General features: G+C 67.1%; 26 protein-coding genes. 14 read left to right on the top strand and 12 right to left on the bottom strand.

All coding sequences use genetic code 11. The annotated features are described in order from the left end of the window. Positions 1-8: 8 nt before the first annotated feature. From HNO88_RS03035 to HNO88_RS03010, 6 genes are all read right to left on the bottom strand, one after another. Positions 9-362: a PRC-barrel domain-containing protein gene (locus tag HNO88_RS03035; RefSeq protein ID WP_184242603.1), complete on the bottom strand. Its 354-nt coding sequence runs from the start codon at positions 360-362 to the stop codon at positions 9-11. Positions 363-402: 40 nt separating this feature from the next. Beyond that, positions 403-1,320, bottom strand: a complete 918-nt coding sequence (locus HNO88_RS03030) for an SDR family NAD(P)-dependent oxidoreductase (RefSeq protein WP_184242602.1) — start codon at positions 1,318-1,320, stop codon at positions 403-405. Positions 1,321-1,437: 117 nt separating this feature from the next. Then, the gene (locus HNO88_RS03025) at positions 1,438-2,646 is read right to left on the bottom strand and encodes a CaiB/BaiF CoA transferase family protein (RefSeq protein WP_184242601.1); all 1,209 of its coding nucleotides are present in this window, start codon (positions 2,644-2,646) and stop codon (positions 1,438-1,440) included. After that, positions 2,643-3,647: an alpha/beta hydrolase gene (locus HNO88_RS03020; protein WP_184242600.1), complete on the bottom strand. Its 1,005-nt coding sequence runs from the start codon at positions 3,645-3,647 to the stop codon at positions 2,643-2,645. The genes HNO88_RS03025 and HNO88_RS03020 overlap by 4 nt, the downstream gene beginning before the upstream one ends. Before the next feature lie 201 nt (positions 3,648-3,848). Beyond that, the gene (locus HNO88_RS03015; RefSeq protein WP_184242599.1) at positions 3,849-4,991 is read right to left on the bottom strand and encodes an FAS1-like dehydratase domain-containing protein; all 1,143 of its coding nucleotides are present in this window, start codon (positions 4,989-4,991) and stop codon (positions 3,849-3,851) included. A 125-nt stretch (positions 4,992-5,116) separates the two neighbouring features. Further along, entirely contained in the window at positions 5,117-6,694 is a 1,578-nt protein-coding gene (locus HNO88_RS03010) for an acetate--CoA ligase (RefSeq protein ID WP_184242598.1), read from the bottom strand. A gap of 109 nt (positions 6,695-6,803) precedes the next feature. On the opposite strand from HNO88_RS03010, the gene HNO88_RS03005 reads away from it, so the two are divergent. Both HNO88_RS03005 and HNO88_RS03000 read left to right on the top strand, forming a co-directional pair. After that, complete coding sequence (locus HNO88_RS03005; protein WP_184242597.1) at positions 6,804-7,577, top strand: IclR family transcriptional regulator; 774 nt, start codon at positions 6,804-6,806, stop codon at positions 7,575-7,577. Between the two features lie 82 nt (positions 7,578-7,659). After that, on the top strand, positions 7,660-9,261 hold the full coding sequence (locus HNO88_RS03000; protein WP_184242596.1) for a carboxyl transferase domain-containing protein: 1,602 nt from the start codon (positions 7,660-7,662) through the stop codon (positions 9,259-9,261). A 5-nt stretch (positions 9,262-9,266) separates the two neighbouring features. Here HNO88_RS03000 and HNO88_RS02995 read toward each other — a convergent pair whose 3' ends face one another. Further along, entirely contained in the window at positions 9,267-9,707 is a 441-nt protein-coding gene (locus HNO88_RS02995; protein WP_184242595.1) for an endonuclease domain-containing protein, read from the bottom strand. A 71-nt stretch (positions 9,708-9,778) separates the two neighbouring features. On the opposite strand from HNO88_RS02995, the gene HNO88_RS02990 reads away from it, so the two are divergent. The 3 genes from HNO88_RS02990 to HNO88_RS02980 are packed head-to-tail and all read left to right on the top strand — an operon-like array spanning position 9,779 to position 12,455. After that, on the top strand, positions 9,779-11,629 hold the full coding sequence (locus tag HNO88_RS02990; protein ID WP_184242594.1) for an acetyl/propionyl/methylcrotonyl-CoA carboxylase subunit alpha: 1,851 nt from the start codon (positions 9,779-9,781) through the stop codon (positions 11,627-11,629). After that, the gene (locus tag HNO88_RS02985; protein ID WP_312856980.1) at positions 11,626-12,000 is read left to right on the top strand and encodes a TfoX/Sxy family protein; all 375 of its coding nucleotides are present in this window, start codon (positions 11,626-11,628) and stop codon (positions 11,998-12,000) included. The genes HNO88_RS02990 and HNO88_RS02985 overlap by 4 nt, the downstream gene beginning before the upstream one ends. A gap of 2 nt (positions 12,001-12,002) precedes the next feature. Further along, entirely contained in the window at positions 12,003-12,455 is a 453-nt protein-coding gene (locus HNO88_RS02980) for a MaoC family dehydratase (RefSeq protein ID WP_184242593.1), read from the top strand. Between the two features lie 131 nt (positions 12,456-12,586). Here the strand turns inward: HNO88_RS02980 and HNO88_RS02975 are convergent, their stop codons facing one another. The 4 genes from HNO88_RS02975 to HNO88_RS02960 are packed head-to-tail and all read right to left on the bottom strand — an operon-like array spanning position 12,587 to position 15,952. Beyond that, positions 12,587-13,621, bottom strand: a complete 1,035-nt coding sequence (locus HNO88_RS02975) for a zinc-binding dehydrogenase (RefSeq protein WP_184242592.1) — start codon at positions 13,619-13,621, stop codon at positions 12,587-12,589. After that, complete coding sequence (locus tag HNO88_RS02970; protein WP_184242591.1) at positions 13,618-14,634, bottom strand: LLM class flavin-dependent oxidoreductase; 1,017 nt, start codon at positions 14,632-14,634, stop codon at positions 13,618-13,620. Before HNO88_RS02970 ends, HNO88_RS02975 begins: the two co-directional genes overlap by 4 nt. Then, on the bottom strand, positions 14,631-15,134 hold the full coding sequence (locus tag HNO88_RS02965; RefSeq protein ID WP_184242590.1) for a nuclear transport factor 2 family protein: 504 nt from the start codon (positions 15,132-15,134) through the stop codon (positions 14,631-14,633). The genes HNO88_RS02970 and HNO88_RS02965 overlap by 4 nt, the downstream gene beginning before the upstream one ends. Positions 15,135-15,139: 5 nt before the next feature. Beyond that, entirely contained in the window at positions 15,140-15,952 is an 813-nt protein-coding gene (locus HNO88_RS02960; protein WP_184242589.1) for an SDR family NAD(P)-dependent oxidoreductase, read from the bottom strand. Between the two features lie 81 nt (positions 15,953-16,033). Between HNO88_RS02960 and HNO88_RS02955 the strand changes: the two genes are divergently transcribed. After that, positions 16,034-16,504, top strand: a complete 471-nt coding sequence (locus HNO88_RS02955) for a GbsR/MarR family transcriptional regulator (protein WP_246381137.1) — start codon at positions 16,034-16,036, stop codon at positions 16,502-16,504. A 55-nt stretch (positions 16,505-16,559) separates the two neighbouring features. Here the strand turns inward: HNO88_RS02955 and HNO88_RS02950 are convergent, their stop codons facing one another. Continuing rightward, positions 16,560-17,582: a DUF2889 domain-containing protein gene (locus tag HNO88_RS02950; protein WP_184242587.1), complete on the bottom strand. Its 1,023-nt coding sequence runs from the start codon at positions 17,580-17,582 to the stop codon at positions 16,560-16,562. A gap of 172 nt (positions 17,583-17,754) precedes the next feature. Between HNO88_RS02950 and tldD the strand changes: the two genes are divergently transcribed. From tldD to HNO88_RS02910, 8 genes are all read left to right on the top strand, one after another. Beyond that, the gene (gene tldD / locus HNO88_RS02945) at positions 17,755-19,182 is read left to right on the top strand and encodes a metalloprotease TldD (RefSeq protein ID WP_184242586.1); all 1,428 of its coding nucleotides are present in this window, start codon (positions 17,755-17,757) and stop codon (positions 19,180-19,182) included. 123 nt (positions 19,183-19,305) lie between these two features. Then, positions 19,306-19,719, top strand: coding sequence for a hypothetical protein (locus HNO88_RS02940; RefSeq protein WP_184242803.1), 414 nt, complete (start codon positions 19,306-19,308; stop codon positions 19,717-19,719). A gap of 128 nt (positions 19,720-19,847) precedes the next feature. Next, positions 19,848-20,426 (top strand): TetR/AcrR family transcriptional regulator, encoded by a 579-nt coding sequence (locus HNO88_RS02935; RefSeq protein ID WP_184242585.1) that lies wholly within the window; start codon positions 19,848-19,850, stop codon positions 20,424-20,426. Positions 20,427-20,608: 182 nt separating this feature from the next. Further along, entirely contained in the window at positions 20,609-22,882 is a 2,274-nt protein-coding gene (locus HNO88_RS02930; protein WP_184242584.1) for a TonB-dependent receptor, read from the top strand. 124 nt (positions 22,883-23,006) lie between these two features. After that, entirely contained in the window at positions 23,007-23,408 is a 402-nt protein-coding gene (locus tag HNO88_RS02925) for a DoxX family protein (RefSeq protein WP_184242583.1), read from the top strand. A 204-nt stretch (positions 23,409-23,612) separates the two neighbouring features. Beyond that, complete coding sequence (locus tag HNO88_RS02920; RefSeq protein WP_246381136.1) at positions 23,613-25,670, top strand: TonB-dependent receptor plug domain-containing protein; 2,058 nt, start codon at positions 23,613-23,615, stop codon at positions 25,668-25,670. A 199-nt stretch (positions 25,671-25,869) separates the two neighbouring features. After that, positions 25,870-26,409, top strand: a complete 540-nt coding sequence (locus tag HNO88_RS02915) for a (2Fe-2S)-binding protein (RefSeq protein WP_184242582.1) — start codon at positions 25,870-25,872, stop codon at positions 26,407-26,409. A gap of 33 nt (positions 26,410-26,442) precedes the next feature. Continuing rightward, positions 26,443-26,787 carry an arsenate reductase family protein gene (locus HNO88_RS02910; protein ID WP_184242581.1) on the top strand — a complete coding sequence of 115 codons (345 nt, stop codon included), beginning with the start codon at positions 26,443-26,445 and terminating at the stop codon, positions 26,785-26,787. Positions 26,788-26,896: the final 109 nt, after the last annotated feature.

The raw sequence follows: 26,896 nt of genomic DNA, 5'->3' as shown, positions 1-26,896 counted from the left end.
GCTACTCCTCACCAGATCTGCATCTCGGCGTCTTCGGCGGAGATGCGGCCGTGCTCGCTCATCATGTCCTTGCTGATGTGCGAGACGTAGCCGCCGAGGTCCGGCTCGTAAGTCAGGTCCTGCCAGGGCAGGAGCAGGAAGCGGGTGGCGCCCAAGCCGAACAGGCCGCTGTCCGATACGATCACATGCGCGACCTGGCCGGTGCGCTTGTTGACCATGAAGTTGTGCACGTGCCCGACCTTGTGATGGTCGTGCCCGTATACCGCCGTCCCCTCGACCCGGTTGGAGGCGATCAGCTCGTGGTTGCCGACGGTTTCGATCGGCGCGTCGGGGCCGGTGGTGTCGACTTCGCGTTCGGGCATGACAAGTCTCCTTTGCCGCCCGTAACGCGTGTGAAGCGCTTCAGTTCGATCCTTCGCGGATCATCTTGAAGCCATAGAGCAAGTGCTCGAGCTGGCCGTCGGGCACCGGCGGGAAGGCCATCTGCTCTCCACCGGTGCGGATCAGGTCGATCTGCTCGGCTACGTCCTCGAGCGACCACTCGGGCTGGTAGACGCCGGCATTCTCGGCAATCCAGGCGCGGGCGACGCGCCCGCCCATGGCGACGTACATCTCGCCGCTGGCAGTGCAGTCCTCGTGGCAGAGATAGCCGACCATCGGCGCGACCTGCTCGGGCTCCATCGGCGGGAACTTGCTGGTGTCGATCCCCTCGGACATGCGCGTGACCGCGGCCGGCACGATCAGGTTGGACTTTACGTTATGATGCTGCCCCTCGATCGCGGCGGTGTTCGACAGGCCCATGAAGCCGGCCTTGCAGATCGCATACGTGACGTTGTCCGATTTACCGTAGAGCCCGTTGATCGAACTGGTCAGCACGATCCGGCCATAGCCTTGCGCCTTCATGTGCGGAAACGCCTCGCGCACGACGTGGTAGGCGCCCTTCAGGTGCACATCGAGGACGGCGGTGAAGTCCTCATAGGCGAGATCGCTCAGGCTGCCACGGCGCACGTTGCCGGCCGAGTGGATGAGGATGTCGATACGGCCGAATGCATCGAGAGCGGACTGGATGATCGCCTTGCCGCCTTCGGGCGTGGCGACGCTGTCGGTGTTGGCGATCGCCTCTCCGCCTTGGGCACGGATCTCGGCGGCAAGCGCTTCGGCCGGGCCTTCCTCCGTCAAGTCGCCGGCCATGGACACGCCCGGATCGTTGACCACGACCTTGCATCCGCGGCTCGCCAGCAGCAACGCATGCGCGCGCCCCAGGCCGCGGCCGCCACCGGTGATCACCGCCACGCGGTCGTCGAAGCGCAAGTCGGGCATGGTTCTCTCCTCAACTACCCTCGTCATTGCGAGAGGGCGAAGCCGTCGAGGCAATCCAGGACGACGTAAACCGAGCTAGATTGCTTCGCTGCGCTCGCAATGACGAAGCGGCAGACGTTAGGCAACGACTCCCGCGGCTTTCAGCTCGGCAATCCGCTCGAGCGAAAGATCGAGCACGTCGGCCAGGATCGAGTCGGTATGCTGGCCTAGAACAGGCGGCGCCTCGGGCACCGGCTGCTCGGCATCGGTGAAGCGGATGGAGCGGTTGACGATCGGGATCGGTCCAAGGCTCGCATGCTGCGCCTCGACCACCATCTGGCGTGCGACCGCCTGTGGCTGGGTCAGTGCTTCGGTGACGCCGAGGATCGGCGCGTGCGGCACTTCGTGCTCGGTGAAGATCGCGACCAGTTCGTCCACCGTGCGGTCCTGCGTGAAGGCCGAGACGATCGCGTTGACCTCCTCGCGTGCATCGCGGCGCTTCTCCAGCGTGTCGTAGCGCGTGTCGTCGCACAGCTCGGGGCGGTCTATCGAGCGACAGACACGGCTCCAGAAGCTCGGCGTCAGGCAGGCGACGACGATCGAGCCGTCCGCGGCCGGGAAGATGCCATAGGGCACCAGGTTGGGGTGCTGCGAACCCACGCGCTGCGGGTCCTGGCCGGTAAAGAAGGCGAGCTGGGCGATGTAGCCGAGCATGCCCATCAAGCCGTCCATCAGGCTGATGTCGATATGCCGGCCGGTGCCGGTGCGCTCGCGCTCGTAGAGCGCGGAGAGGATGCCGATCGGGCCGTTGATGCCGCCGACGAGATCGCCCAGCGGGATGCCGAGCTTGGTCGGCAGTCCGTCACGCTCGCCATTCATCGCCAGCGTGCCGGACATGGCCTGCAGCACGATGTCGAAGCTGGGACGATCCCTGAGCGGACCCGTCTGGCCGTAGCCCGAGATCGAACAGTAGATCAGCCGCGGGTTGATCGCCTTGATCGCCTCGTAGCCGAGCCCCAGGCGCTCCATCACGCCCGGCCGGTAGTTCTCGACCAGCACGTCGCACTTGGCGGCTAGGTCCTTGACCAGCGCCAGTCCCTCGGCGCTTTTCAGGTCGACGACGATCGACTTCTTGCCGCGATTGACGGCGAGGTAATAGTGGCTCTCGCCATCGCGGATCGGCGGGAAGGTGCGGGTTTCGTCGCCCGTGCCGGGGGGCTCGATCTTGAACACCTCGGCGCCCAGGTCGGCGAGGGCCAGGCTCGCGGCGGGGCCGGCCAGCACGCGCGTGAAGTCGATCACTCGGACGCCGGCGAGTGGGCCCAGCCACGGTTCAATTTCGCTCATCGATCAAGGTTCTCGCGGAAGAAGGCGATCATGGCCGCGTAGGCGTCCTGCGCCTCGGGCAATCCCACGTCGTAATAATAGCAATGGCCCATCCCCTCGCCGACGATTAAAGTCGAGCGTACGCCCGCCTTGATCAGCTGCGAGTTGGTGTAGATCGCCGGGCTGAGATCGATCGAGCGGGTGCCGGTGATGAGCAGCGTTGGGGGAAAGTTCGCCAGCACGTCCTGATGGTAGGCGGGCCAGGCAGTCGGATCATCGGGATCGATGCCGGCGAAGTAGCCCTCGTCAGGCTTACCTTGCTGGCCCGGTGCAGGTGGAGGGTATTCGCCATCGATGTACCCTGCCAGGTACGCGGACTCGCCTGCCTGGAACGGCACGCCACCTGCGCCGAAGACGCCGAGCGCACCCACTTGCGGCAGACCGTGACGAGGCAGCCACGCTGCCGCCTGCGCGGCGAGCAAGCCACCGGCCGAGCCGCCATAGAGCCCGATCCGGGGCGCCTCGTAGGTGTCGAGCAGCGCTGCGTAGACGGCCGCCACATCCTCCAGCGCCGCAGGGTGCCGGTGCTCGGGCGCCATGCGGTAGTCGAGGGCAATCACCCGATAGCGACCGAGCGCGGCCACGGGAATGGATTCGATCAGGGCATTGCTGTCCCAGCCGAGCAGGAAAGCGCCGCCATGCAGGTTGATCAGCACGCGATCGGGATCGTGGCCGCCGTCCGCGGGCGTGATGTCGAGCACCCGGACGCCCGCGATGGTCGCCGGCGTGATCGTGACCGAGAAGCGGGCGCGCAAGCGGTCGACCGCGGGCTGCGTCAGCGCGTTGAACCGGGCGCGACGCTCGGCGATGTCGGTGATGTGGCTGGTGTCGATGGGCGGCACGGTGGGCCGCCGGCGCTGCGCCGCCGCCGCTTCCGGGCTGACGAGGCCGGAGACGGGCAGCACGAAAGCGGGCACGCGCACGTCGCCATTCGGCTCGAACTGCGGCCTGGCGTCTTCCATGTCCCTCTCCTTCGGGTTGCCGGTGGTGCCGGCGCAAGAGACTGGTTGCCGCATCTGCGTGCAGCTTCGCAAGCCGCCGCCTCCTCCTTTGAGGGAGGAGGTCGGGAGGTGGGTGTGCCCACGCCTGCGTGGACGCGCCGCCGCCGGCGTCGCTCCCCACCCCGGCTTCCCTCCCCGCCGGGGAGGGAAGCTCGCATTGGCTCAGCCCTTGCTCGGCAGTTCCGCGACAGCGGTGCCGAAAGCCGAGAGCTCGTTGCGATGGGTCGTCGCCTTCTGCTCGATCTCGACGTACTTCTTGCCGTTCTCCTCGAACTTGCGGATGACCTCGCCGGTGATCACGATGGCGTCGCCGTCGGGATTGTGGCGGCGGATCTGGCAGCTCGACTTGTGGAGGAAGCCGTCATCGCCGATCCAGTCGGTGATGTGGTGCGTCAGCCACGAGGTGCGCTCCGGACCGTAGTCGTAGGCGCCCGGCGCGCCGACTTCCAGAGCGAACTCTTCGTCCCAGTGCACGCGCTCGGGGCAGTCCGGCACGTTGAAGCGGTTGCGGATGCCCAGGCCCGGGTGCGCCTTCTGCATCTTGTACGCCAGGCGGTTGGCGCGGATATAGAGGCCGCCCCAACCCTGTGCATAGGCGATGAAGCCGGTGACGGTCATCGGGCCCTTCATCATCGGCGGCAGCTTGTCGCCGACGTTCACGTCCTCGAAGTAACGCGGGGTCGCGCCACGGATCTCTTCGCGGTCGTAGATGTCGTAGAACTCGTCGAGCTGCTCCTGGGTGAAGGGCTCAACGCGGCCACGCGCTTCGGTGTACTTCGTGCCACGCTCACGCGCTTCGTCACGGTCGGTGCGGAACACCCACGAGTCCGCGCCGGCGAGGTGATCGCCGTTCTGGTTGTAGAAGTCGACGTGGTAGATCTGCTGGAACGAGCGGCCGGCGAACTTGGTCTGGTGCTCGACCAGGTCCTTGAGGTACGCCTCGGTGCGGATGGTGTCGTTGCGCAGGACCGGCTGGTGCCAGGTCCAGTCGGCGCCCGCCCACATCGCGTGCACGCCGGCGAGGCCGCCGCAGTAGCCCGAGACGATGCGGCTGGTGCTGAACAGGAACGAGGGCAGCGCCACGATCGTGCCGTACTTGGTGTTCTTGGCGTACTCGGGATCGCACCACAGTGGGTTATCGTCGCCGATGCCATGCGCGTAGTGGCGGATCGCGTCGCGGCTGGCTTCGTAGTTCCACGGCTCGACCGTGTTCTCGATCTTGACGCCAATGCGGGCGCGCAGATCGTCGAGGCCTTGCTCGGTGATCTTGGGGAACTTGTTCTTGGGGGCGTCTGCTTCTGCCATTTCGATCGTACTCCTGTGTTCTCGTTTCTACCGTCGCCCCGGACTCGATCCGGGGTGCCGCTTGTTCTTGTCCTCGTCCGCCGGAAGAAGCGGGATCCCGGATCAAGTCCGGGATGACGAGGTTGCTAGGTTGACCAGGCCGTGGCCGCCTCCGCCGCCTTTGCGGCCTCACGGTCGCGCAGCATCTTGCGGTGGACCTTGCCGGCCGGGTTCTTGGGCAGTTCGTCGACGAACTCGACGATGCGAGGGAATTCGTGCTGGGCCAGCCGCTCGCGGGTGAAGTCCTGCAGCTCCTTCACCAGTGCATCGCTGCCCGCGCAATTGGCGACGACGAAAGCCTTGACCACCTGGCCGCGCTGTTCGTCGGGAACGCCGATCACGCCGCACTCCATGACGTTGTCGTGGCGCAGCATGGTGTTCTCGATCTCGACCGCGGACATCGTCCAGCCGGCCGAGATGATCACGTCGTCGGCGCGGCCGCAGTGATAGAAATAGCCGTCCTCGTCGGTCTTCGCGCGGTCCTTGGTGGTCATCCACCCGCCGCCACGCCAGAGCATCAGCTCGCCGATTTCACCCGGATCGGTAATCGAGCCGTCCAGCCGATGCACTTCGAGCTTCTGCCCCGGGATGGGCTTGCCGAGCGAGCCAGGCTTGACCACGAAGTCCTCGGCGCCCGGGTAGTTCACCAGCACCACGCCGATCTCGGTCGTGCCGTACATCGAGCAGGCGGGGACCTTGAAGGTCTCGTCGATCCAATCCAGCGTGGCCGGGTCGATGGGCTCTCCGGTGAACGACAGCTTCTTGAAGTGGAACTGGAAGTCGCCGCCCTTCCCGCTGTTCTTCATCATGCGGTAGTGGGTGGCGGCCGCGCTCATGTTGGTGATCTTGAAATCGTCGAGCGCCTTCATCAGCCGCACCGGATCGAAGCGGCCCGCAAAGGTGCCGGTTGTCACGCCCATCGCCAGCGGCGCGAGCGTGCCGTGCCACAAGCCGTGGCCCCAGGCGGGCGATGACGGGCAGAAGAACTCGTCGCCCGGGCGAATGCCGGTGCCATAGAGCGCCGCGAACATCAGCGTCACCAGCGTGCGGTGTGAGTGCTTGACCGCCTCGGGCAGCTCGCGCGTGGTGCCGCTGGTGTACTGGAAGACGGCCATGTCGTTGGCCTTGGTCTTCGGCGTGTAGGTGGTCGGCAGATCGGAGAGCGAGGCGAGGAACGCGTCGTCGGCGACGATCACGCGCGGCCCTTCGACCGAACGCGCCAGCTCCGCCTTCTCGGCATTGGTGATCAGGATCGTGGGATTGCAGTCCCCCACGCGCAGCCGCAGGGCATCGGGACCGAACAGCGTGAACAGCGGGACCGAGATCGCGCCGGTCTGCATCGCCCCGAACAGGCAGACGTAAAAGGGCAGCGACGGCTCCAGCATAAAGGCGATCCGCTCGCCCGGCTGCACGCCTTCCTTGTCGAGCCAGTGCGCGAACTGCGCAGCGCCGGCGCTGATCGTGTCGAAGCTGAGGATGGCGTCGGAGCCGTCCGCGTTCGCCAGCCGCACCGCTGCCCGGCCGGAGCCGTCGGCATGGCGGGTTATGCACTCGTGCGCGATGTTCAGGTGCTCACGATCGCCATCGAACAGCTCCCACAACCCTGCGGAACTCGCGTGGAGCTGGGCATCGGCATAGCTGGTGTAGTCGGTGAGCCTGGTCATCGATCAATCCCGGATCGGCACGGATCCGCCCGTGCCTGTTCTTGCTTGACCTTCTCTGCCACTGCTGCTTGTTGTTGTAAATATCGAATGCTATTCAACATATTGAACGATGATCGCTGAACTCGCTCCCGAAACGAAGACCAGCAAGGCCCCGGCGATCGCCCGCGCGGCTGCGATCCTGCGTCTGTTGGGCAAGCGGGGAACACCGATGGGTGTGCAGGCGATCGCGCGCGAATTGGGCCTGGTTCCCAGCACCTGCCTCTACGTCTTGCGCGCTCTTGCCGAGGAAGAGCTGGTCGCCTTCGATGCCGATACCAAGCGCTATGCGCTGGACGCGGGCGTGCTTACGCTGGCGCGTCACTGGCTGCGGCACGATGCCTTTCACGAGCTCGCCCAGCCCGTGCTCGATCGCATTGCGCGCGAGTTCGGGCTGACGACGCTTGGCGCACAGCTCTTCGGCCTCGACCACATCATCGTGACGGCGATGTCGCAGTCGGGCGCCACCTTCCAGCTCTCGACTCAGGTCGGCAGCCGCTTCCCGGCACTGGTATCGGCGACCGGGCGCTGCATCGCCGCCTTCGGCGGCTGGAGCGATGCGCAATTGAAACCACGCTTCGATCGGCTGCGCTGGGACGAGGCCCCCACGTGGGAAACCTGGAAGGGCCAGGTCGAAGAGGCACGCACCAGCGGCGTCGCCGTCGACGCCGGGCACTACATCGCGGGCGTGACCGTCGTCGCCGCGCCGGTGTGGAAGCAGGAAGGTCGGCCCAGCCATGCGCTGGTGGCGATCGGCATCGGCAGCGCCATTCGCGAGGACCTGCCCCGCATCAAGGCCGCCCTGCTGGGCGCATCGCGCAGCTTGAGCGAGCAGCTCTCGGCATGACTTGCGCAGAGCCCGTCTTTTCGCATTCCGTCGCGGCGGCTCGCCCGCTAGACACCCCAACTAAACGCCAGGAGAGAGATGCATGAGCGCGCCAGTGCTCCCCACCAAGCTCGACCTCGCCAGCCCCGAAGCCAAGGCACGTGACCAGCACAATCGCGTCCTTGCCGCGGAGCTGCGCGGACGCGTCGCGCATGCCGCGCTGGGCGGCGACGAGCGCTCGCGCGCAAGGCACGTCTCGCGCGGCAAGCTGCTGCCCCGGGATCGCGTGGAACGGCTGCTCGACCCGGGCTCACCGTTCCTCGAAATCGGGCAGCTGGCAGCCAACGGCCTCTACAACGACGAGGTTCCCGGTGCCGGCATCATCACCGGCATTGGCCGCGTTTCGGGCCGCCAGTGCATGGTCTTCGCCAACGACGCGACGGTGAAGGGGGGCACCTACTTCCCGCTGACGGTGAAGAAGCACATCCGCGCGCAGGAAATCGCTGAGGCCAACCGCCTGCCCTGCGTCTACCTCGTCGACAGCGGCGGCGCCAACTTGCCCAACCAGGCCGAAGTCTTCCCCGACCGCGACCATTTCGGTCGGTTCTTCTTCAACCAGGCGAACATGAGCGCCAAGGGCATCCCGCAGATCGCCAGCGTCATGGGCAGCTGCACCGCCGGCGGCGCATACGTTCCCGCGATGAGCGACGAGAGCGTCATCGTGAAGGAGCAGGGCACGATCTTCCTCGCCGGACCGCCGCTGGTGCAAGCCGCGACGGGCGAGGTGATCAGCGCCGAGGACCTGGGCGGCGGAGAGCTGCACTCCCGCAAGTCCGGGGTCACCGATCACCTCGCCGACAGCGACGAGCATGCGCTGACGATCGTGCGCGACATCGTCAGCCACCTGGGCCCTGCGCACCAGCATGGCCTCGACCTCAAGGAGCCGCGCCCGCCCAAATACGACGCGCAAGAGCTGTACGCGATCGTGCCCGAGGACGTGCGCGCACCCTACGACGTGCACGAGGTGATCGCCCGCATCGTCGACGGATCGGAGTTCCACGAGTTCAAGGCGCTCTACGGCACCACGCTCGTCTGCGGCTTCGCGCATATCTGGGGGATGCCGGTGGCGATCCTGGCCAACAACGGCGTGCTCTTCTCCGAGAGCGCGCAAAAGGGCGCGCACTTCATCGAGCTGGCCTGCCAGCGCCAGATCCCGTTGCTGTTCCTCCAGAACATCTCCGGCTTCATGGTCGGCGGCAAGTACGAGGCGGAAGGCATCGCCAAGCACGGCGCCAAGCTCGTGACCGCGGTGGCGACGGCGCAAGTGCCCAAGCTGACGGTGCTTATCGGCGGATCGTTCGGCGCGGGCAACTATGGCATGTGCGGCAGGGCCTACGACCCGCGCTTCCTGTTCACCTGGCCCAACGCGCGCATCAGCGTGATGGGCGGCGAGCAAGCCGCGTCGGTGCTGGCGACCGTCCACCGCGACGCCGCCAAGTGGACACCGGAGGAAGCCGAAGCCTTCAAGGCCCCGATCCGCCAGATGTACGAGGACGAGGGCAACCCCTACTACGCCACCGCCCGCCTGTGGGACGACGGCGTGATCGACCCCGTGCAAACCCGCGACGTGCTGGGCCTGGCGCTGTTGGCCTGCCTCGAAGCCCCGATCCCGGAGGCACCCCGCTTCGGGGTGTTCCGGATGTGATGGGGTCAGTCGCCCAGATCCTCCCCGAATCGGGGAGGGGGACCATCCGCAGGATGGTGGAGGGGCACCCGCGCATTCTCCCGGCGTCGCCGCACCCGCTGCCCGCAAACCTCGACAATCCGCACGACGACCGAACCAATGTCAGCGAAGACCGCCTTGGCAGGCACTCGCAAAGTCGCCACACCTTGCGAGCGCAGGAATGCCGATCGACTTGCATCGCGCTTGGCCGCCGGCGCACTGTCATGCGCGGCGCCGTCGATCTCGATCGCAAGCTTGGCCGCTGCGCAGTAGAAATCGACCACGTACACCCCCGCTGGATGCTGCGCCCTGAACTTCAATTCGCCCGGCCGTTTGCGCAGTTCCTTCCAGAGCAGCACCTCGGGCAGCGACATTTCGCTGCGCAGCATCCTCGCGCGCTTGATCGTGTCTCGCGGTCCAGTGATCATCGCCTGTGCCCCTCCACCATCGCTGCGCGATGGTCCCCCTCCCCGTATCGGGGAGGATCAGGAGACCTCTTATGATCAAATCCCTCCTCATCGCCAATCGGGGCGAGATCGCCTGCCGGGTCATCCGCACCGCCCGCAAGCTCGGCATCCGCACCATCGCGGTCTATTCCGACGCCGATGCACAGGCGCTCCACGTGCGCGAAGCGGACGAGGCCGTGCACATCGGCCCCTCGGCGGCGCGCGAGAGCTACCTTGTAGGCGAGCGCATCCTCGCCGCCGCAGCCCAGACCGGCGCCGAGGCCATCCACCCAGGCTACGGCTTCCTGTCCGAGAACTCCGCCTTTGCGCAGAGCGTCATCGACGCGGGGCTCGTCTGGGTCGGCCCCAACCCGGCCTCGATCGACGCCATGGGCCTTAAGGACGCGGCCAAGAAGCTGATGGCCCAAGCAGGCGTACCCGTCACACCCGGCTACATGGGCGAGAACCAGGACCCCGACCACCTTGCCGCCGAAGCCGCGAAGATCGGCTACCCCGTGCTCATCAAGGCGGTCGCGGGCGGTGGCGGCAAGGGCATGCGGCTGGTCGAAAACCCCGATGCCTTCACCGACGCGCTCGCCTCGTGCCAGCGCGAGGCGGCGGCCTCGTTCGGCAACGACCATGTGCTGATCGAGAAGTACATTCTCTCGCCCCGCCATATCGAGGTCCAGGTGTTCGGCGACAAGCACGGCAACGTCGTCCACTTGTTCGAGCGCGACTGTTCGCTCCAGCGCCGCCACCAGAAGGTGATCGAGGAGGCCCCCGCCCCCGGCATGGACGCCGCCACGCGCGCCGAACTGTGCGCCTCCGCCGTGCGCGCGGCCAAGGCCGTGGACTACGTCGGTGCGGGCACGATCGAGTTCATCGCCGACGGTTCGGAAGGCCTGCGCGCCGACCGCATCTGGTTCATGGAGATGAACACCCGTCTTCAGGTCGAGCACCCGGTGACCGAGGAGATCACCGGCGTCGACCTCGTCGAATGGCAGCTGCGCGTTGCCAGCGGCGAGCCGATCCCGGTTAGCCAGGACGACCTGGGCATCGATGGCTGGGCGATGGAGGCGCGCCTCTATGCCGAGGACCCGGCCAAGGGCTTCCTGCCCTCGATCGGCAAGCTGGAACTGCTGCAGTTCGGCGAAAGCGAAGGTGGCCGCATCGACACCGGGGTTTACGAAGGCGCCGAAGTCTCGCCGTTCTACGACCCGATGATCGCCAAGGTGATCGCGTGGGGGCAGGATCGCGAAGAAGCACGCGAGCGGCTGTCCGACATGCTGAGCGACAGCGCGGTGTGGCCGGTGAAGACCAACGCCTCGTTCCTGGTCAAGGCGCTGGAGCACCCCGACTTCGTCGCCGGCACCGTCGACACCGGCCTCATCGGCCGCGACGGCGAGGCGATGGCGCAAGTGCCGCAGCCCTCGACCGAAATGCTCGAGGCTGCCGCAGCTGCCTTGGTGCCGGCTTACGGCACGCCGGGCTTGCGGCTGAACGCCGCGCCGGTGCGCAAGGCCTGGTTCCTGCTCGACGGGCAGGAGATCGAGATCGCCATCGGCGAGGGTAGCGACGACCCAGCCGAGTCCGTGCTGGTGACCGAGCAAGGCCAGGCCTGGCAGCTCACCCCCTGGCGCCGCGAGGGCGTACACGGCGCCGCCGCCGGCTCGGGCGCGATCCTGGCGCCGATGCCGGGCAAGGTTATCGCCGTCGAGGTCGAAGCCGGGCAGACCGTGATCGCCGGGCAGAAGCTGCTCACGCTCGAGGCGATGAAGATGGAGCATACGCTCACCGCGCCGTTCGACGGGGTGGTGGCCGAACTCAACGCCGCGGCCGGGCAACAAGTGCAGGTCGAGGCCCTGCTGGCCCGCATTGAGGAAGCGGCGAAGGAACCCGCGTGAGCACTTCGCGCGAAAAGGAGCGGCACGCCGAGATCGTCGACTGGGTGGTCGAGAGCATGGAGGATGCCGGCACCGTCACTTCGCGCGCGATGATGGGCGGGCAGACGCTCTACTGCGACGGCGTGGTCTTCGCGATCGTCGCCGATGGCCAGCTGTGGTTCAAGGCCGATGCGCAGACCGATCACGAGTGGGATGCGGCCGGGCGCGAGAAGTTCACCTACGACCGCGACGGCAAGCCGGCCACGATGAACTACCGCCTCGCGCCCGACGATTGCTACGACTACCCCGAGGAACTGCGGCGCTGGGCCGAACTGGGCCTGGTCGCCGGCCGCCACGCGGCGGCCAAGAAGAAGCCGAAAAAGGAAAGCTGACGATGCCGGGCAAGTTCTTCGACGAGTGGCAGCTGGGCGAGCGGATCACCCACCAGCCCAGCCGCACCGTGACCGAAACCGACAACCTGCTGTTCAGCGCGATGACGCACAACATGCAGCCGCTCCACCTCGATGCCGAGGCCGCCAAGGCGAGCGAGTTCGGGCAGATCCTGGTGAACTCCACCTTCACCTTCAGCCTGGCGGTCGGCCTGTCGATCGCCGACACCACCGTCGGCACGCTGGTGGCGAACCTGGGATTCGACAAGGTCGTCACTCCCAAGCCGACCTTCATCGGCGACACCCTCACTTGCCACAGCGAAGTGGTCGAGATGCGCGAGAGCAAGTCGCGACCGAGCCAGGGGATCGTGGTCTTCAAGCACGAACTGACCAACCAGCGCGGCGAGACGGCGCTGTCGATGCTGCGCACCGTGCTGCTGAAGAAGCGGGAGGGGTAGAAGCGTCTCTCTCACACCAATAACCCGTCACGCCCGCGAAAGCGGGGATCCATCTCACGACGTCGCGTACATGGAACGACCTGGAGATGGATTCCCGCGTTCGCGGGAATGACGAAGTGTGAGGTGACCGCCTAGCCCAGCCGCGGATCCACCAGCGTCCTTACCGGCGCAGTCGGACCCGAGAGGTTGGCCACGGCATCCGCCACCTCGCCCAGCCCGATCCGGCCGCCCAGCCATGGCGTCACATCGATCCGCCCGTCGGCGATGGCACGCAGCGCCAGGTCCATGTCCTGCGGCTCCTCGCCGCCGGCGAACTGGATGTTGAGGCGCTTGTTCTGCGCGGCGAAGACGTAGAGGCTTTCGGCCTCCATGCAGTAGCCGCCCATGACGATCCGCCCGTCGAACGGCGCCGCCTCGACGATCCGCTGCAGCATGCCGGGCTGTCCGACGCACTCGTAGATCAGGTTCACGCGGCGGCCGTCGAACGCCGGCAGCGGTGCGTAGGGATCGCCTTCCCGCGGATCGATCGCGATGTGCGCGCCGGCCGCGATGGCCAGATCACGCCGTGCGGGATGGAAGTCCGCGGCGACGATCGGGCCCACGCCTATCAGCTTCAGACCGGCGATCACACCCAGCCCGATCGCCCCGCAGCCGAGCACCAGCGCGGCATCGCCCTTGTCCGGGCGGCCGCGGCGGGCATGCTCCAGCCCGACTGCAAGCGGCTCGACAAGCGCGGCGTAGTCGTCGGGCAGCGCGTCGGGCACTTCGATCAGAAAGTCCTCGTCCAGCAGCATGAGCTCGCCGAAACCGCCCGGGCACTGGTGACTATAGCCGACCACCGCATGGCTGCCGCCCTGGCGCATGATCGGCACCGAGACGACACGGCGCCCCGGCCGCACGCTGCGCCGGCTGCCGGGCCCGTAATCCAGCACTTCGCCGACGTACTCGTGCCCCGGCACGAAGGGCCGCGCGAAGTCGAGCGCGGCATAAGGCCCGCCCAGCTTGCGCGACAGTGCGATCAGATTGTGCCCGCCGCTGAGGAAATGCTGGTCGGAGGCGCACAAGCCGCAGACATGCGTGCGCACCAGGGCCTGTCCCCTGCCGGGCGTCGGGTCGGCCAGTTCGCCGACGCCGACCTGGCCATTGGCGATAAAGGCGGCCTTCACGCGGCGACCTTCGCCGCCATAACGTCTCGCAGAGCGGGCATCGTCTTTTCCAGCAGGTGCAGCGACTTCCAGCCTTCCTCGGGCGAGAGGCCGCCGAGCAGCGGCTGGAACCCAATGTTGGGCCCGTCCGGCAGGGACGCGACGCGCTCCAGCAGCTGGTCGGGCGTCATCGCGGAGAACATGCCCGCCTGGCGCAGCACCGCGGGATCGGTGAGGCCCTTGAACGGCGAGTTGGAACCGTCGCCCTCATGCGCCGCCCATTTGGCGTACTCGGTGATGACGTGGACGGCGTGGGGCGCGATCGCCTCCCAGCCGGCATCCGGATCCTCGCACAAGTGCACCGCCAGCGGCATGCCCTGCACCAAACGAAAATAGGTGCGCGGGGCATGCCCCAACCGCTCACACTCTTCGAGGTAGAGGTCGACCAGTTCGCCCTTCATCGGGCCGAAGCCGACGCCGTGCCGCGCCGCGCGCTTGGCCGAAGCGGCAACACCGCCGCCGACCAGGATGATGTCGCGCGCGTCCTGCACCGGCCGCGGGCGAACGAAGATGGGACGACCATCCGCCTCGAAGCGCTCACCGTCCAGCGCGCGCAGGATCAGTTCGATGCCTTCGTCCATCAGCCGCGCGCGGTCCTTCAGGGACTTGCGGAACATCGCGAATTCGAGCGGTACGTAGCCGGCGCCGAAAATCACGTAGAGCCGGCCGTTGGACATGTTGTCCAGCACGGCGATGTGCTCGGCCAGTTCCAGCGGATCGTGCAACGGCAGGATTACCGCGCCCAGGATGAAGCGGATGCGCTGGGTCACCGCCGCCATGCCGCCCGCCAGCGTGAATGGCTGCGGCAGGTAGCCGTCGTCCGAGCCGTGGTGCTGCATCAGCCCGATCTGGTCGGCGCCGATCCGGTCGACGAAGGCGGCCATGTCGATCGCGGCGCGATAGAGCTGCGGCGTCGGCGTCGCCCAATCGGGGCTGCGCATATCGAACGAAACGGTGATCTTGCTGGCGGTCATGCGGAATTTCCCAGGTTGGCGTAGGAGGGATCGCTGCGGTCGCGCCGCGGCCACTGGTGATCGTGCAAGGGGCGGACGTCGCTCATCGAATCGAAATCGATCACGCTGTTGCGATGGTCGATGCGCCAGATGCCGTCGCGCCGCGACCAGGTGTCGCAGTACCGGGCCCAGACCTGGATCTGGAACGGACGCCCCTCACGCTCTCCACGAAGCGCCGCCATGACGTAGGCCTCGCTGCCGGCGCGATCGCCGTCCAACTCGATCAGCACGTTGGTGACCTGGTGCGAGTGCGCGGCGAGCTTCAGGTGTGCGTCGCAGATCCAGTCGATCGCGCCGCGCCCCGGACCCTTGTAGGCAGTCGGGCCGTAATCGGCCGTCGCGTCCTCATGGAACACCGAATGGCCGAGCGGCACGTCCAACCGGTCGACCGCGCGGCAGTAGCGATAGATCTGCTCGGTGATCGCCAGCTTGTCGGCGAGTTCCTGCATGATATCGGCCATCGGCGTCATCCTTTCGCGGCATAGGCGGCGGACATCGCCGCGACGGCGCGGATCCGCTCGCGCCGCTGGGCCGCGGAACTGGGGCCCATGACCGCTTCGTCGTCCGCCTCACCCCAATTGCAGACCGGGCCATGCGGCAGCCGCTCCAGACCCAGCCGGGCGACATCGTCGGGGTGCGCCAGGTCGTCCGGAATCGCCATGCCGCGCGCTTCCATCAGCTCGCGATGCGCTGGCGTGTCGGTGCGGCCGATCACGTAACTGAGCACGTCGACGCCGTGGGATTCCAGCTCTGCCCAGAGCGCCTCGCACAGCACGAGGTCGAAGGCCTTGCTGGCGGCGTAGACGCCGATGCCGGGCAGGCCGGCATAGCACGCGCCCGAGCCGACCACGATCAGCCCGCCGCGCCCGCGCTCCCGCATCGGCATGGCGAAGGCGTGAAGCGCCCGCATGGTGGTCATGACATTGCGGTTCGCCAGCGCGTCCCAGTTTGCGATGGCATTGTCGAGGAACATCGAGCCGTTCGAATCGGCCCCGGCGTTGAGGATCAGCAGGCCCACTTCGCGCGGTCCGACAGCGGCCAGCAGGTGTGCCGTGGCATCGTCGCGGGACAGGTCGATCGTGGCGGTGACGACATCCACGCCGTGGTCGGAGCGCAGCACCTGCGCCAGCGTTTCGAGCGGCGCCGCGCGCCTGGCGACCAGGATCAGGTTGAGGCCCATCTCGGCAAGCAGGCGTGCAAAGCTGGCGCCGGTGCCTTCCGAGGCGCCAGCGATCAGAGCCCAAGGGCCATACCGGCTTGCGAACTGCGCCGCTTCCATCGAATGCTCTCTCCCGAATGGTCGCCAGATTCTTCGCTGGCTTCTCCCACTAAAATTCACTAAATTCCGAATATGTCAAACATGAACTTGTCGGCGGAGGACGAACGTTTCCTGGACGATATCGCACTGCTCATGGCGCCATGGGGTTGGGCAAGGCCGGTGGGGCGCATCTACGCCTACCTGCTGCTGCGCGCCGGTCCGGCTACGCTGGACGAGATCGCCGCCGACCTCGGCATGAGCAAGAGCAACGCCAGCGTCGCCGCGCGCACGCTGGAACATTGCGGAAATGCGCGCCGCCACAGCGAGCCTGGGAGCAAGCGCATCTACTATGCCGTTCCCGATAGCCACGGCGGCTCGTTCATCGAGCGTGCGGCGCTGCTCGGGCGGCTGGAGACCCTGTTCGAACGTCAGACCGAGCGCGACCTGCCGGCCCCCGTGATGGCGCGCTTCGATACGCTCGCCGCCTTTTACGCCCGCATGCGCGAAGCAATGGAAGGCGTGATCGAGGGCGAAGAGCGCGCCCGCCAGGCATCGGAGCGCCAGGCAGGCTAGTTCCCGGCACCGATGCACAGCCTGGCCGCGAACTGTCGATCCGGGTGGACGTGACCTAAGTCGGCTCCTGCAAATCCCGCGCCAGCGCCGGCACGTCCGCAAGCGCGCGCAAGGCATCGTTCAAGTGCGTGCAGCCCGCCGGGCCACGCAGCAGCGCCAGGACCTCGCCGCGGATCTCGTCGAGGCGCTTGCCGAGCAGCCGCTGCGTATTGTGCACCGCGCCCGGGCACTCGGAAAACGGCAGGATGCGCGCCTCGGGCTCCAGCGTCAGGATCTCCAGCGTCTCGGCATCGCAGGTCGCGCGCAGCAGGTACTCGTGGATGGCGACGCGGCCGCCTTCGCGCAGCTTGGCGCTGTCCTGGAACATGGAGTCGATGCGCAAGGCGCCGCCGCCGGCATCGTGGGTGACGTCGATGCGGCGCGCGCGGCGAAAGCCCGGTCCATCCCCGTCGTGGAAGGCATGCCAGCCGCTCGGGTCCGCCGGGTTGACGAGCTCGCCGGCATCGGCATCGGCGACGCTGTGCGGTGGGCCTTCGCGCCGGACGCCGCTGTTGCCCTCCTGCAGGCCCCAGCAGACGTCGATGCGGCTTTCCATCATCCGGTCCATCTCCTCGCCACCCATCCGCGCGCGCAGCGTTTCGGCCCAGTCGGGATACCACTGCGACCAGGCGAAGGCGGAAACCAGCGACGTGCCCGAGATGTCGTCGAGCGCGAGGTAGAGCGGGTCGCCCTGCGCGATCAGCTCGGGGCAGCGCTCACGCAGGACCATGCGCAAGTGGCCGCCGCCCCGCTCGCCCACCAGCGTGGCGACGCTCGCCCGCGACGGGTCGGCCGCGATCTCGGTGATCGTCTTGTCCTCGGTCATGTGCAGCCGGAAGCCACCCTCTGCCAGCACCTCGCACCGACCACTCGAATCGGTGCGGACGTCGCGGGCGCGACCGAGCATCAGCCTCGGCGCCTCCGGGCCATCGGGCCAGGCCACGTCGATGCTCGAGGTGCGCCGCAGCGAGTTCGAGGGGCGCACGGGGGCCGGATTGGCCGTGGCACGCGGAGGGCGGGGAAGATCGGAAAGCGCCATGCAAGTCACAGTGGATGGCGGGGGGCGGCGTGGCAAGCCGGGCAGCGCCGTATCGCCGAGGCGGGGCAGACGGACAACTCCTCCGCGTGTCGGCGCGTCCTATGTGCCCCCCCAGCCCACGAAGCGCAGCGAGCCGATTGGCGCGCCGGGCCAGACTGCCTATATCCGACCCATGGCATCAGCACCCGATCCCCGCTCGCTCCTCTACCGCGCCGGCCAGCTCACGCCCGACGAAGCGCAAAGGCTCGCCGCAGAGACGCTCAAGTCCTGCGATGACGGCGAGCTCTACCTCCAGTTCATCGCGTCCGAGGCGTTCGGCTTCGACGACGGCCGGCTCAAGACGTGCGACTACTCGCGCGACGCGGGCTTCGGCCTGCGCGGGGTGTCGGGCGAGATGACCGGCTTTGCCCATGCCAACGACATCAGCGCCGCCGCGATCCGCCGCGCGGGCGAGACGCTCAAGCTGCTCGATCCGGCGAGCGGCAAGCGTTCCGCCCCGCCCAAGGCGACCAACCGCCACCTCTATACCGACGCATCACCGCTCGACCTCGTGCCCTTTGCCGAGAAGGTAAAGCTGCTCGAGATGGTGGACGCCGCCGCCCGCGCCCGCGATCCGCGCGTGGCGCAAGTCTCGTGCTCGCTGACCGGCAGCTGGTCGGTGGTGGAGATCGTCCGCCCCGATGGCTTCGTCGCCACCGACGTGCGCCCGCTGGTGCGCTTCAACGTCTCGATCTTCGCCGAGAGCAATGGCCGGCGCGAGACCGGATCGTTCGGCATGGGCGGTCGCTGGCTCTACGACGACCTGTTCGATCCGGCCAACTGGAACCGCGGCATCGACATCGCCCTCAACCAGGCGCTGGTGAACCTCGAAAGCGTCGATGCGCCCGCCGGCGAGATGACGGTGCTTTGCGGCCCGGGCTGGCCCGGCGTGCTGCTGCACGAGGCAGTGGGCCATGGGCTGGAAGGCGACTTCAACCGCAAGGGCACCAGCGCCTTTGCCGGCCGCATCGGCGAGCGCGTGGCAGCATCCGGAGTCACCGTGGTCGACGATGGCTCCATCGCCAATCGCCGCGGCTCGCTCTCGATCGACGACGAGGGCACGCCGACTCAGGAGAACGTGCTGATCGAGGATGGCATCCTCAAGGGCTACATGCAGGACCGCCTGAACGCGCGGCTGATGGGCGTGCCCGCCACCGGCAACGGCCGGCGCGAGAGCTATGCCCATGTGCCGATGCCGCGCATGACCAACACCTTCATGCGTGGCGGCAACGACGATCCGGCCGAACTTCTGTCGCGCATCAAGAACGGCATCTACGCCAAGAGCTTTGGCGGCGGACAGGTAGACATCGTCTCGGGCAAGTTCGTGTTCAGCTGCACCGAAGCCTACAAGGTCGAGAACGGCAAGCTGGGAGCCCCGATCAAGGGCGCGACGCTGATTGGCGACGGACCTTCGGTGCTCACCCGCGTCACCGGCATCGGTAACGACATGGCGCTCGACGAGGGCGTGGGCGTGTGCGGCAAGGGCGGGCAGAGCGTGCCTGCGGGCGTCGGCCAGCCGACGCTCCTGATCGAAGGGCTGACCGTGGGCGGCACAGCTTGATCGTTCGGGGCTTGATCCAGGGCGACTTGCGGATCCATGGCGGGTGACGTGACGTTACTTCGTCAAGCGCCGGTTCAGCACGGATGTGGCATGGATAGCGCAAGAACGCAGGACGAGGTCACCATGAAGAAGAGCATTACCGCGGCGATCACGATGGCCGTTGCTGCCACAGCGCTGCTCGCAACTCCCACCATGGCCGCCAAGCCCAAGCTGACAGGCGAGGCAAAGCTCGCTCGGATGCTGGAGGGTCGCCAGCCCGGCAAGCCGGTCAACTGCCTGCCGCTCGGCTCGGCACAGGAATCGCGGATCATCGACAAGACCGCGATCGTCTACCGCTTCGGCAACACGCTCTACGTCAACCGCCCGACCAACGCCGATGCGCTTGACGACGATGACATCATGGTGACCTCGACCTCGCAGAGTTCGCTCTGCCGGCTCGACACCGTGCAACTGCACGATCGCACCAGCCGCTTCTACAGCGGTTTCGTAGGCCTGCAGGACTTCGTCCCGTACAAGAAGGTCGCGTCGGCACGCTAAGGCAGTCGCCGCCGGGTTGCCGGCGGCGTACCTGCGTACTTTGCAAACAGGCTCCACGGCGATAGGATTGTCAGCGTTGGTGCGGCGGCGTTCTCCTGCGTAGGTCCAAGATCCACGTGGAGAATGCGATGGTTTCGAACCGCGGATTTCAGTCGACCGGCACCAGAACCCGCCTGCGCCTGATCGAAGCGGCTGCCGAAATCCTCGCCGACGAAGGCTATGTCGCGTTCACCGCGCGTCGCATCGCCGCCCGCGCCGAACTCAAGCCGCAGTTGGTGCACTACTACTTCCGGTCCATGGAAGAACTGGTGGTGACCGTATTCCACCGCTCCTCAGCCATCTACTTCCGCCTGCACGACGAGGCGCTGAGCACACCGCGTCCCTTGCATGCACTCTGGGACCTCAACGCCAACCTGCCCGAGGCCAGCCGGATGCTCGAGTTCGTGGCGCTTGCGAAGCAGTACCCGCTCCTGCGCGAAGAGATGCGCAAGAGCGGCGAGAGCTTCCGCGACCTGCAGATCGAGGCGATCGAACGCGCATATGCCAAACGCGGCATCACCGATCCGCAGATCAGCGCACCGGCCCTGGCAATGCTGATGTCCGCGACCGCGCGCGCGATGGTGCTGGAAAGCCAGGTCGGCATGAACAAGGCGCATGACGACACCGTCGAACTGGTCCGGACTTTTCTCTCCAGCCTGGAAGGCTGAGGATCTCGCCTGAGGGCGTCCTCCGGCACCTAGCTTGCGACAAGCGTCAAGACGCCATGCTTGACCGTTTCTCCATTCCGACTAAGACAGCGTCAAAATAACGAGCCGAAACGATGCGCCCGCATGCCGCTCCACGGCACGGCAGACGCGCGTCCGAACAGGGCACAGGAGGGGAACAGGGTATGAGGTCTTCGAGATCGAGGGTACGCGTCCATGCGCTGGCCGGGGCCGGCGTCCTGGCCGTGGCGATGCCGACACTGGCATGGGCGCAGCAGGATCCCGCATCGCAGACAAGCTCTTTGGACACCGAAGGGCTGGAGGCGATCGTGGTGACCGCACAGCGCCGCCAGGAAGACGTGCAGGACGTGCCGATCGCCGTCTCGGCGGTCAGCGCCGCCACTCTGGATGAGGCGGGCATCGACGTCAGCCGCGACCTGCCGCAAGTCATCCCCAGCGTGCAGTTCTCCCGCTCGGGCGCGAGCGGTCTGTTCTTCGTGCGCGGCGTCGGCACCACCAATGCAGCGGTGGGCGAGGAAGGCGCGAATGCCTTCTACGTCGACGGCGTGTACCTCGGCGACCTTGCCCAGACGATCAACAACTTCAACAATGTCGAGCGCATCGAGGTCCTGAAAGGGCCGCAAGGCACCCTGTTCGGCCGCAATGCGACTGGCGGTCTGATCCATGTCATCACCCGCGATCCGGGCGACGAGGTGGAGATGCACGGGCAATTCGGATACGCCAACTACCAGACCGTGGATGCCAAGCTCTACCTCGCCACCCCGCTGGTCGAGGACAAGCTAGGCGTCGACCTCGCTGTCACCTACCGCAACCAGGACAAGGGCTGGGGCCGCAACCTGACGCTGAACCGCGAGATCCACACCGAGAATTATTGGGGCGCACGCTCCAAGCTGGTGGCCAAGCCCACCGACACGATCAAGCTGACGCTTGCGGGCGACTACTACAAGAACCGCGACAATCTGGGCGTCGCCTGGAAGATCAAGCCGGGAACGGTCGGTACCGGCGGCTTCCCCGGCGTCGAAGGTCAGGATTCTACTTCGGACCAGATCCCGGTGACCCGCCAGAAGGTCTACGGCACCAGCCTGACCGGCGAGTTCGACCTGGGCTTCGCCACGCTGACCAACGTCGCCGCTTATCGCAAGGCACGCAACGCCAGCGACTTCGACGTCGACGGCGGTCCGCGAAACCTCATCCGCATCACCTTCGTGTCGACCTCGCGGACGATCCAGGAGGAACTGCGCCTGTCCTCCAATGGAACCGGTGCGCTCCAGTGGCAGGCCGGGTTCTTCTATCTCAACTCCAAGGCCAGCAACGATTCGGACTTCACCGGTCTTGCCTTCAGCGGCAGCGGCGTGGCGCGCCAGGAGATCCGCGCCGACCTGAAGACCAACTCCTACGCGGGCTTCGGCGAGCTGACCTGGAAGGTCACGGACACCACGCAGCTGACCGGCGGCTTGCGCTATACCGCCGATCGCCGCGAGTTCGACGGCACCTCCACCAACGTGCTGCTGAACGGCACGCGCCTGCCGCCCGCGACCCAGCCGATCCCGCGCCTGAAATACAACGAGTGGACCTATCGCGTCGCGCTGCGGCAGGATCTGACCGATGGCGTGAACCTGTACGCGTCGGTCAATCGCGGTTTCAAGGCGGGCAGCTACAGCCTGCAGAGCCCGGCCAACGCGCCGTTCCTGCCGCAGACGATCATGGCCTACGAGCTTGGCCTCAAGTCCGAGCTGTTCAACCGCAAGCTGCGCGTGAACCTGGCCGGCTTCCACTACGATATCGACGACTTCCAGGTGCGCTCGGCCGCCGTCGCGACTCCCGGCGCCAACCTGATCCTCAACGCCGCGACGGTAAAGGTCGACGGTGTCGAGATGGAGTTCGAGGCTGCGCCTGCCGACGGCCTGCGCCTGTTCGGGGGCGCGACGTATCTCAAGTCGCGGTTCAGCAAGTTCGGCGGACCGGGCGCAGACTTTCAGGCGCCGATCGTCTATCCCAACCCGGCGTCTTGCCCGGCCGCGCGCTTCGGCACCGAGGACCCTGGACTGCTCGGCCCCGGCCCGCGCACCGGCGGCTTCCTGACGTGCTTCGGCGATGTCTCGGGCAACCGTACGCCCAATTCGCCCAAGTTCGCCGCGAGCCTGGGCGCGAGCTACACGATGCCGGTGGGCGACACCGGCAAGCTGCAGGTCACTGGCCTCTACAGCTACAACGATGGCTACTACTTCGAGCCCGACAACGTCCATCGCCAGGGCAGCTACAGCCTGGTCAATGGCTCGATCGAATACCGACCCACGCAAACCTTTGGGATCGCACTGTGGGGCAAGAACCTGTTCGACAAGGAATACGCCATCCAGGACCTCACCACCGCCACCGGCGTGACCGAGGCGCTGGGCACGCCGCGCACCTACGGCGTGGACCTGAAGTTCGACTTCTGACGGCCGGTGGGCGGGGCACGCGCCCTGCCCTCGCGCGTTTACTGGCAGGCGCCCGATCATTTGCGGTCGGGTGCCTTCCTGTTTGTCGGAGTGAACGCATTTGATCGAGCACAGCGAAAGCCGCATGCGACGGATCGGGTGCGTGGCGTTGGCAATAGTCTATGGTGCTGCCGGCGTGATTCACCTCGTCCGGCCAGCGCCCTTCGCTGCGATCACGCCGGAGTGGGTGCCTTATCCTCATACGGTAGTGGCGCTGACCGGTTTCGCGGAACTGCTGGGCGCAGCCGGGCTGCTGCAGCCTGTGTCGCTTCCGCTGCGCCGCGCGGCAGGCTGGGGCCTGGCGCTCTATGCGCTATGCGTCTGGCCGGCCAACTACCATCACATGCAGCTCGACCTAGCGCGCGCCGATCACGGCCTGGGTCTGGCGTACCACGTGCCCCGAATGCTGGCGCAGCCGCTGATCATCTGGTGGGCACTGTGGGCGAGCGGAGCGGTGGGCAGGAGGTCCGCGTCGTCCCGGACTTGATCCGGGACCGGTTCCAGGAGCGATGATCCTGAATTCGAGCAAGCCGGTTAGCGCGCGACATGGTGAAACCGGCCTGGATCAAGTCCGGGACGACACTGGCGATGAGCATTCCGCATCGCCCCCACTCGAACCCACCTGTAAGAGGTGCCGGGAAAGTTTCCCAGACGCAGTTGGCCTTGCCTGTGCCAGCCGATAAGGGGCGCCATGCTGCATTTCCCTTACCCGCGGACGCATCGCTCTGTCGCGGCGATGCTGTCTTCTGCCATGCTGACGATGGCCGCGACCCCCGCGTTCGCGCAAGCGAGCCCGGAAGCGGGACCACAGCCCGCTAGTCCGATCATCGTCATCGGCCGTGGACTGCCCGACAGTCCGGCCACTCCGGCCTACGACGTGGTCACGCTCGATCGCGGCACGATCGCATCCAGCGCTTCGGGCCGGATCGAGGACGTGCTGACCTCGGTCGCGGGCTTCTCGCAGTTCCGCCGCTCGGACAGCCGCTCGTCCAATCCCTCGAACCAGGGCGCGACGCTGCGCGCGCTGGGCGGCAATGCCTCCAGCCGGGCGCTGGTGCTGCTCGACGGCGTGCCGGTCGCCAACCCGTTCTTCGGCTACATCCCGTTCAGCGCGCTCGCACCCGATCGGCTCGGCCGTGTCCGCGTGACGCGCGGCGGCGGCTCGGGCGCGTTCGGCTCGGGCGCGGTCTCGGGCTCGATCGAGCTGGAGAGCGGCGGGCCCGACTCAATCGGCCTGCTCTCCGGCCAGGTGCTGGTAGACCAGCGCGGCGAGACGCAAGCCTCGCTCACCGCCGCGCCGCGTCTGGGCCAGGGCTTTGCCGTCGCATCGGTGCAGTGGGATCGTGGCCAGGGCTTCTGGACCACGCCCAGGGACCAGCGCGTGCCCGCCAGCGCACGCGCGCGGTACGAGAGCTGGTCCGCCGCCCTGCGCGCCGTCGTGCCGCTCACCGACACGATCGAGGTGCAGGCCTCGGCGCTTGCATACGACGATGCGCGCACGCTGCGCTTCGACGGCGCCGATTCGACCTCGAGCGGACAGCAGGCGAGCCTGCGCCTGGTCGGCCGCGGCGATTGGGCCTTCGATGTGCTCGGCTACGTCCAGGTGCAGGACTTCTCCAACATCGTGATCAGCGCCACCAGCTTCCGCAAGACGCTCAACCAGGCCAAGACGCCATCGACTGGCTACGGCGGCAAGGCCGAGCTGCGCCCACCGATAGGCGAGAACCACGTGCTGCGGCTCGGCGCCGATGTGCGCGTATCCGAAGGCGCGCTCTACGAAGAACCGTTCAACGCCATTACCGGCCTGCGCACGGCGGTGCGCCGCGCAGGCGGGCGCAACACCGATGTCGGCTTCTATGCCGAGGACGACTGGACGATCGGCGACCTGATCCTGACCGCCGGGGCGCGCGCCGATCGGTGGCAGGTCACAGATGGCTTCTTCCGCGAACTCGACGCCGCCGGACGGACGACCATCGACACCCGCTTCGCGGATCGCGCCGGCTGGGAAGGCAACTTCCGTGGCGGCGCCGTGTGGCGCGCGAGCACGGCCCTGGCCCTGCGCGCGGCGGCCTATACCGGCTTTCGCCAGCCGACGCTCAACGAGCTATACCGGCCCTTCGTGGTCTTCCCGATCGCCACCCAGGCCAACGCCGCGCTCCGGAACGAGCGGCTACGCGGCTACGAGGCAGGGATCGAGCTGACCCCGGTGCCGAACGTCACGCTCACCGCAACCGTATTCGACAACCGGCTGAAGGACGCGATCGCCAACGTGACGCTCACCCCCACCACCCGGCAGCGCCGGAATGTCGACGCCGTCCACGCGCGCGGCCTGGAATTGGGCGCGCGCGCGGCTCTTGGCACCGTTTCGTTCGACGGCAGCTTGTCCTGGACCGACGCCGAAGTGGACGCGAGCGGCACCTCGGCCGCGCTCGACGGCAAGCGGCCGGCGCAAGTGCCCAAGCTCGCCGCGACCGGAACCCTCGCCTGGGCTCCGCGCGAGGGCTGGCGCCTTGCCGCGACCTTGCGCCACACCGGTGCCCAGTTCGAGGACGATCTCGAAACCGACGTGCTGCCCGCCGCCACCACGCTCGACGGCGTGGTGCAGATCCCGCTTACCCGCGCGGTGAGCCTGCTGCTGCGGGGGGAGAACCTGTTCGACGAGAGCATCGTCACCCGCAACCAGGCCGGATCGATCGACCTCGGCATCCCGCGCACGCTGTGGGCGGGGGTGCGAGTGGGATTGCGGTAACTCCTGATAAGCAAGCGCTGCTTCACCCCCCTAAGCTCGTCATTCCCGCGAAGGCGGGGATCCATCTCCAGGTGGTTCCCTTTACGCGGCCTCGGAAGATGGACCCCGCTTTCGCGGGGATGACGATAGTAGTTGTGGCAGCTTTGTTGCAGCGAACATCGCATTTCCGTTTCTTTGCCTCATCCTTTAGACACCCCGCATGCCCCGCCTGACCGTCAACGATCACGCCGTCGAGTTCGACATGGATCCGATGACGCCGCTGCTGTGGGGCCTGCGCGATGCCGCCAACCTGACCGGCACCAAGTACGGCTGCGGCGTCGGTGACTGCGGTGCCTGCATGGTGCTGATCGATGGCGAGGCGCTGCGCTCCTGCCTGGTCAGCCTGGCCGAATGCGAGGGCCGCTCGGTCACCACCATCGAGGGCCTGTCGCGCGACCGCTCGCATCCCGTGCAGCAGGCGATGGTGGCCGAGCAGGCGATCCAATGCGGCTTCTGCACGCCTGGCATCGTGATCGCCGCCGCTGCCCTGCTCGCCCGCAACGCCAATCCAAGCGAGGCCGAGATCAAGGCCGCGATCCCCAACTTGTGCCGGTGCGGCGTCTATCCCCGCCTGCTGCGCACGGTGCAGCGCGCGGGACGAATCATGCGCCGGGAAGAAACACTGCGCGCCGCACCCGAGCCGGGGATCGACATCGAGGATGCGGCCCGGACCGTACCGGCCCTGGATGCGACACCCTGATCTGAAAACACGAGCCGGAGGAGAACCACCCTGATGAAAGCCACGATCTGGCACAACCCCGCCTGCGGCACCTCGCGCAAGACGCTGGCGATCCTGCAGGAAACACCCGGCACCGAGGTCGAGGTCATCGAGTACCTCAAGACACCGCCTTCGGCCGAAAAGCTGGCCCAGCTCTACCGTGACGCGTGCATCGCCCCGCAAGCGGCACTGCGCACGCGCGGCACCGATGCGGTGGAGCGCGGCCTTCCCGAAGCGGACGACGCGACCGTGCTGGCGGCGATGGCGGCCGATCCCATCCTGATCGAGCGACCACTGGTGGAAACCGCCAAGGGCGTGCGCCTGTGCCGCCCGCAGGAGAAGGTGCGCGAGATCCTGTGAACACTTGCGAGGCGTCCGGCCCATTCGCCTCGCTTGCAAAGGCCGGATCAATCTGCCACCGCGCTCGTTCGATCAAAATAGTGCCATGACAGTCCGAGAGCCGCCTCCA

Origin of the sequence: Novosphingobium chloroacetimidivorans (assembly GCF_014204535.1) — a bacterium.
Classification (GTDB): Bacteria; Pseudomonadota; Alphaproteobacteria; order Sphingomonadales; family Sphingomonadaceae; genus Novosphingobium; species Novosphingobium chloroacetimidivorans.
Note: the sequence above shows the minus strand (reverse complement) of the source record. Positions and strands in the feature narration are given on the sequence as shown.

Coding starts and splice junctions, on each gene's coding strand:
- HNO88_RS03035 (WP_184242603.1), bottom strand. CDS start 362: ATGCCCGAACGCGAAGTCGACACCACCGGCCCCGACGCGCCGATCGAA.
- HNO88_RS03030 (WP_184242602.1), bottom strand. CDS start 1,320: ATGCCCGACTTGCGCTTCGACGACCGCGTGGCGGTGATCACCGGTGGC.
- HNO88_RS03025 (WP_184242601.1), bottom strand. CDS start 2,646: ATGAGCGAAATTGAACCGTGGCTGGGCCCACTCGCCGGCGTCCGAGTG.
- HNO88_RS03020 (WP_184242600.1), bottom strand. CDS start 3,647: ATGGAAGACGCCAGGCCGCAGTTCGAGCCGAATGGCGACGTGCGCGTG.
- HNO88_RS03015 (WP_184242599.1), bottom strand. CDS start 4,991: ATGGCAGAAGCAGACGCCCCCAAGAACAAGTTCCCCAAGATCACCGAG.
- HNO88_RS03010 (WP_184242598.1), bottom strand. CDS start 6,694: ATGACCAGGCTCACCGACTACACCAGCTATGCCGATGCCCAGCTCCAC.
- HNO88_RS03005 (WP_184242597.1), top strand. CDS start 6,804: ATGATCGCTGAACTCGCTCCCGAAACGAAGACCAGCAAGGCCCCGGCG.
- HNO88_RS03000 (WP_184242596.1), top strand. CDS start 7,660: ATGAGCGCGCCAGTGCTCCCCACCAAGCTCGACCTCGCCAGCCCCGAA.
- HNO88_RS02995 (WP_184242595.1), bottom strand. CDS start 9,707: ATGATCACTGGACCGCGAGACACGATCAAGCGCGCGAGGATGCTGCGC.
- HNO88_RS02990 (WP_184242594.1), top strand. CDS start 9,779: ATGATCAAATCCCTCCTCATCGCCAATCGGGGCGAGATCGCCTGCCGG.
- HNO88_RS02980 (WP_184242593.1), top strand. CDS start 12,003: ATGCCGGGCAAGTTCTTCGACGAGTGGCAGCTGGGCGAGCGGATCACC.
- HNO88_RS02970 (WP_184242591.1), bottom strand. CDS start 14,634: ATGACCGCCAGCAAGATCACCGTTTCGTTCGATATGCGCAGCCCCGAT.
- HNO88_RS02965 (WP_184242590.1), bottom strand. CDS start 15,134: ATGGCCGATATCATGCAGGAACTCGCCGACAAGCTGGCGATCACCGAG.
- HNO88_RS02960 (WP_184242589.1), bottom strand. CDS start 15,952: ATGGAAGCGGCGCAGTTCGCAAGCCGGTATGGCCCTTGGGCTCTGATC.
- HNO88_RS02955 (WP_246381137.1), top strand. CDS start 16,034: ATGAACTTGTCGGCGGAGGACGAACGTTTCCTGGACGATATCGCACTG.
- HNO88_RS02950 (WP_184242587.1), bottom strand. CDS start 17,582: ATGGCGCTTTCCGATCTTCCCCGCCCTCCGCGTGCCACGGCCAATCCG.
- tldD (WP_184242586.1), top strand. CDS start 17,755: ATGGCATCAGCACCCGATCCCCGCTCGCTCCTCTACCGCGCCGGCCAG.
- HNO88_RS02940 (WP_184242803.1), top strand. CDS start 19,306: ATGAAGAAGAGCATTACCGCGGCGATCACGATGGCCGTTGCTGCCACA.
- HNO88_RS02935 (WP_184242585.1), top strand. CDS start 19,848: ATGGTTTCGAACCGCGGATTTCAGTCGACCGGCACCAGAACCCGCCTG.
- HNO88_RS02930 (WP_184242584.1), top strand. CDS start 20,609: ATGAGGTCTTCGAGATCGAGGGTACGCGTCCATGCGCTGGCCGGGGCC.
- HNO88_RS02925 (WP_184242583.1), top strand. CDS start 23,007: ATGCGACGGATCGGGTGCGTGGCGTTGGCAATAGTCTATGGTGCTGCC.
- HNO88_RS02920 (WP_246381136.1), top strand. CDS start 23,613: ATGCTGCATTTCCCTTACCCGCGGACGCATCGCTCTGTCGCGGCGATG.
- HNO88_RS02915 (WP_184242582.1), top strand. CDS start 25,870: ATGCCCCGCCTGACCGTCAACGATCACGCCGTCGAGTTCGACATGGAT.
- HNO88_RS02910 (WP_184242581.1), top strand. CDS start 26,443: ATGAAAGCCACGATCTGGCACAACCCCGCCTGCGGCACCTCGCGCAAG.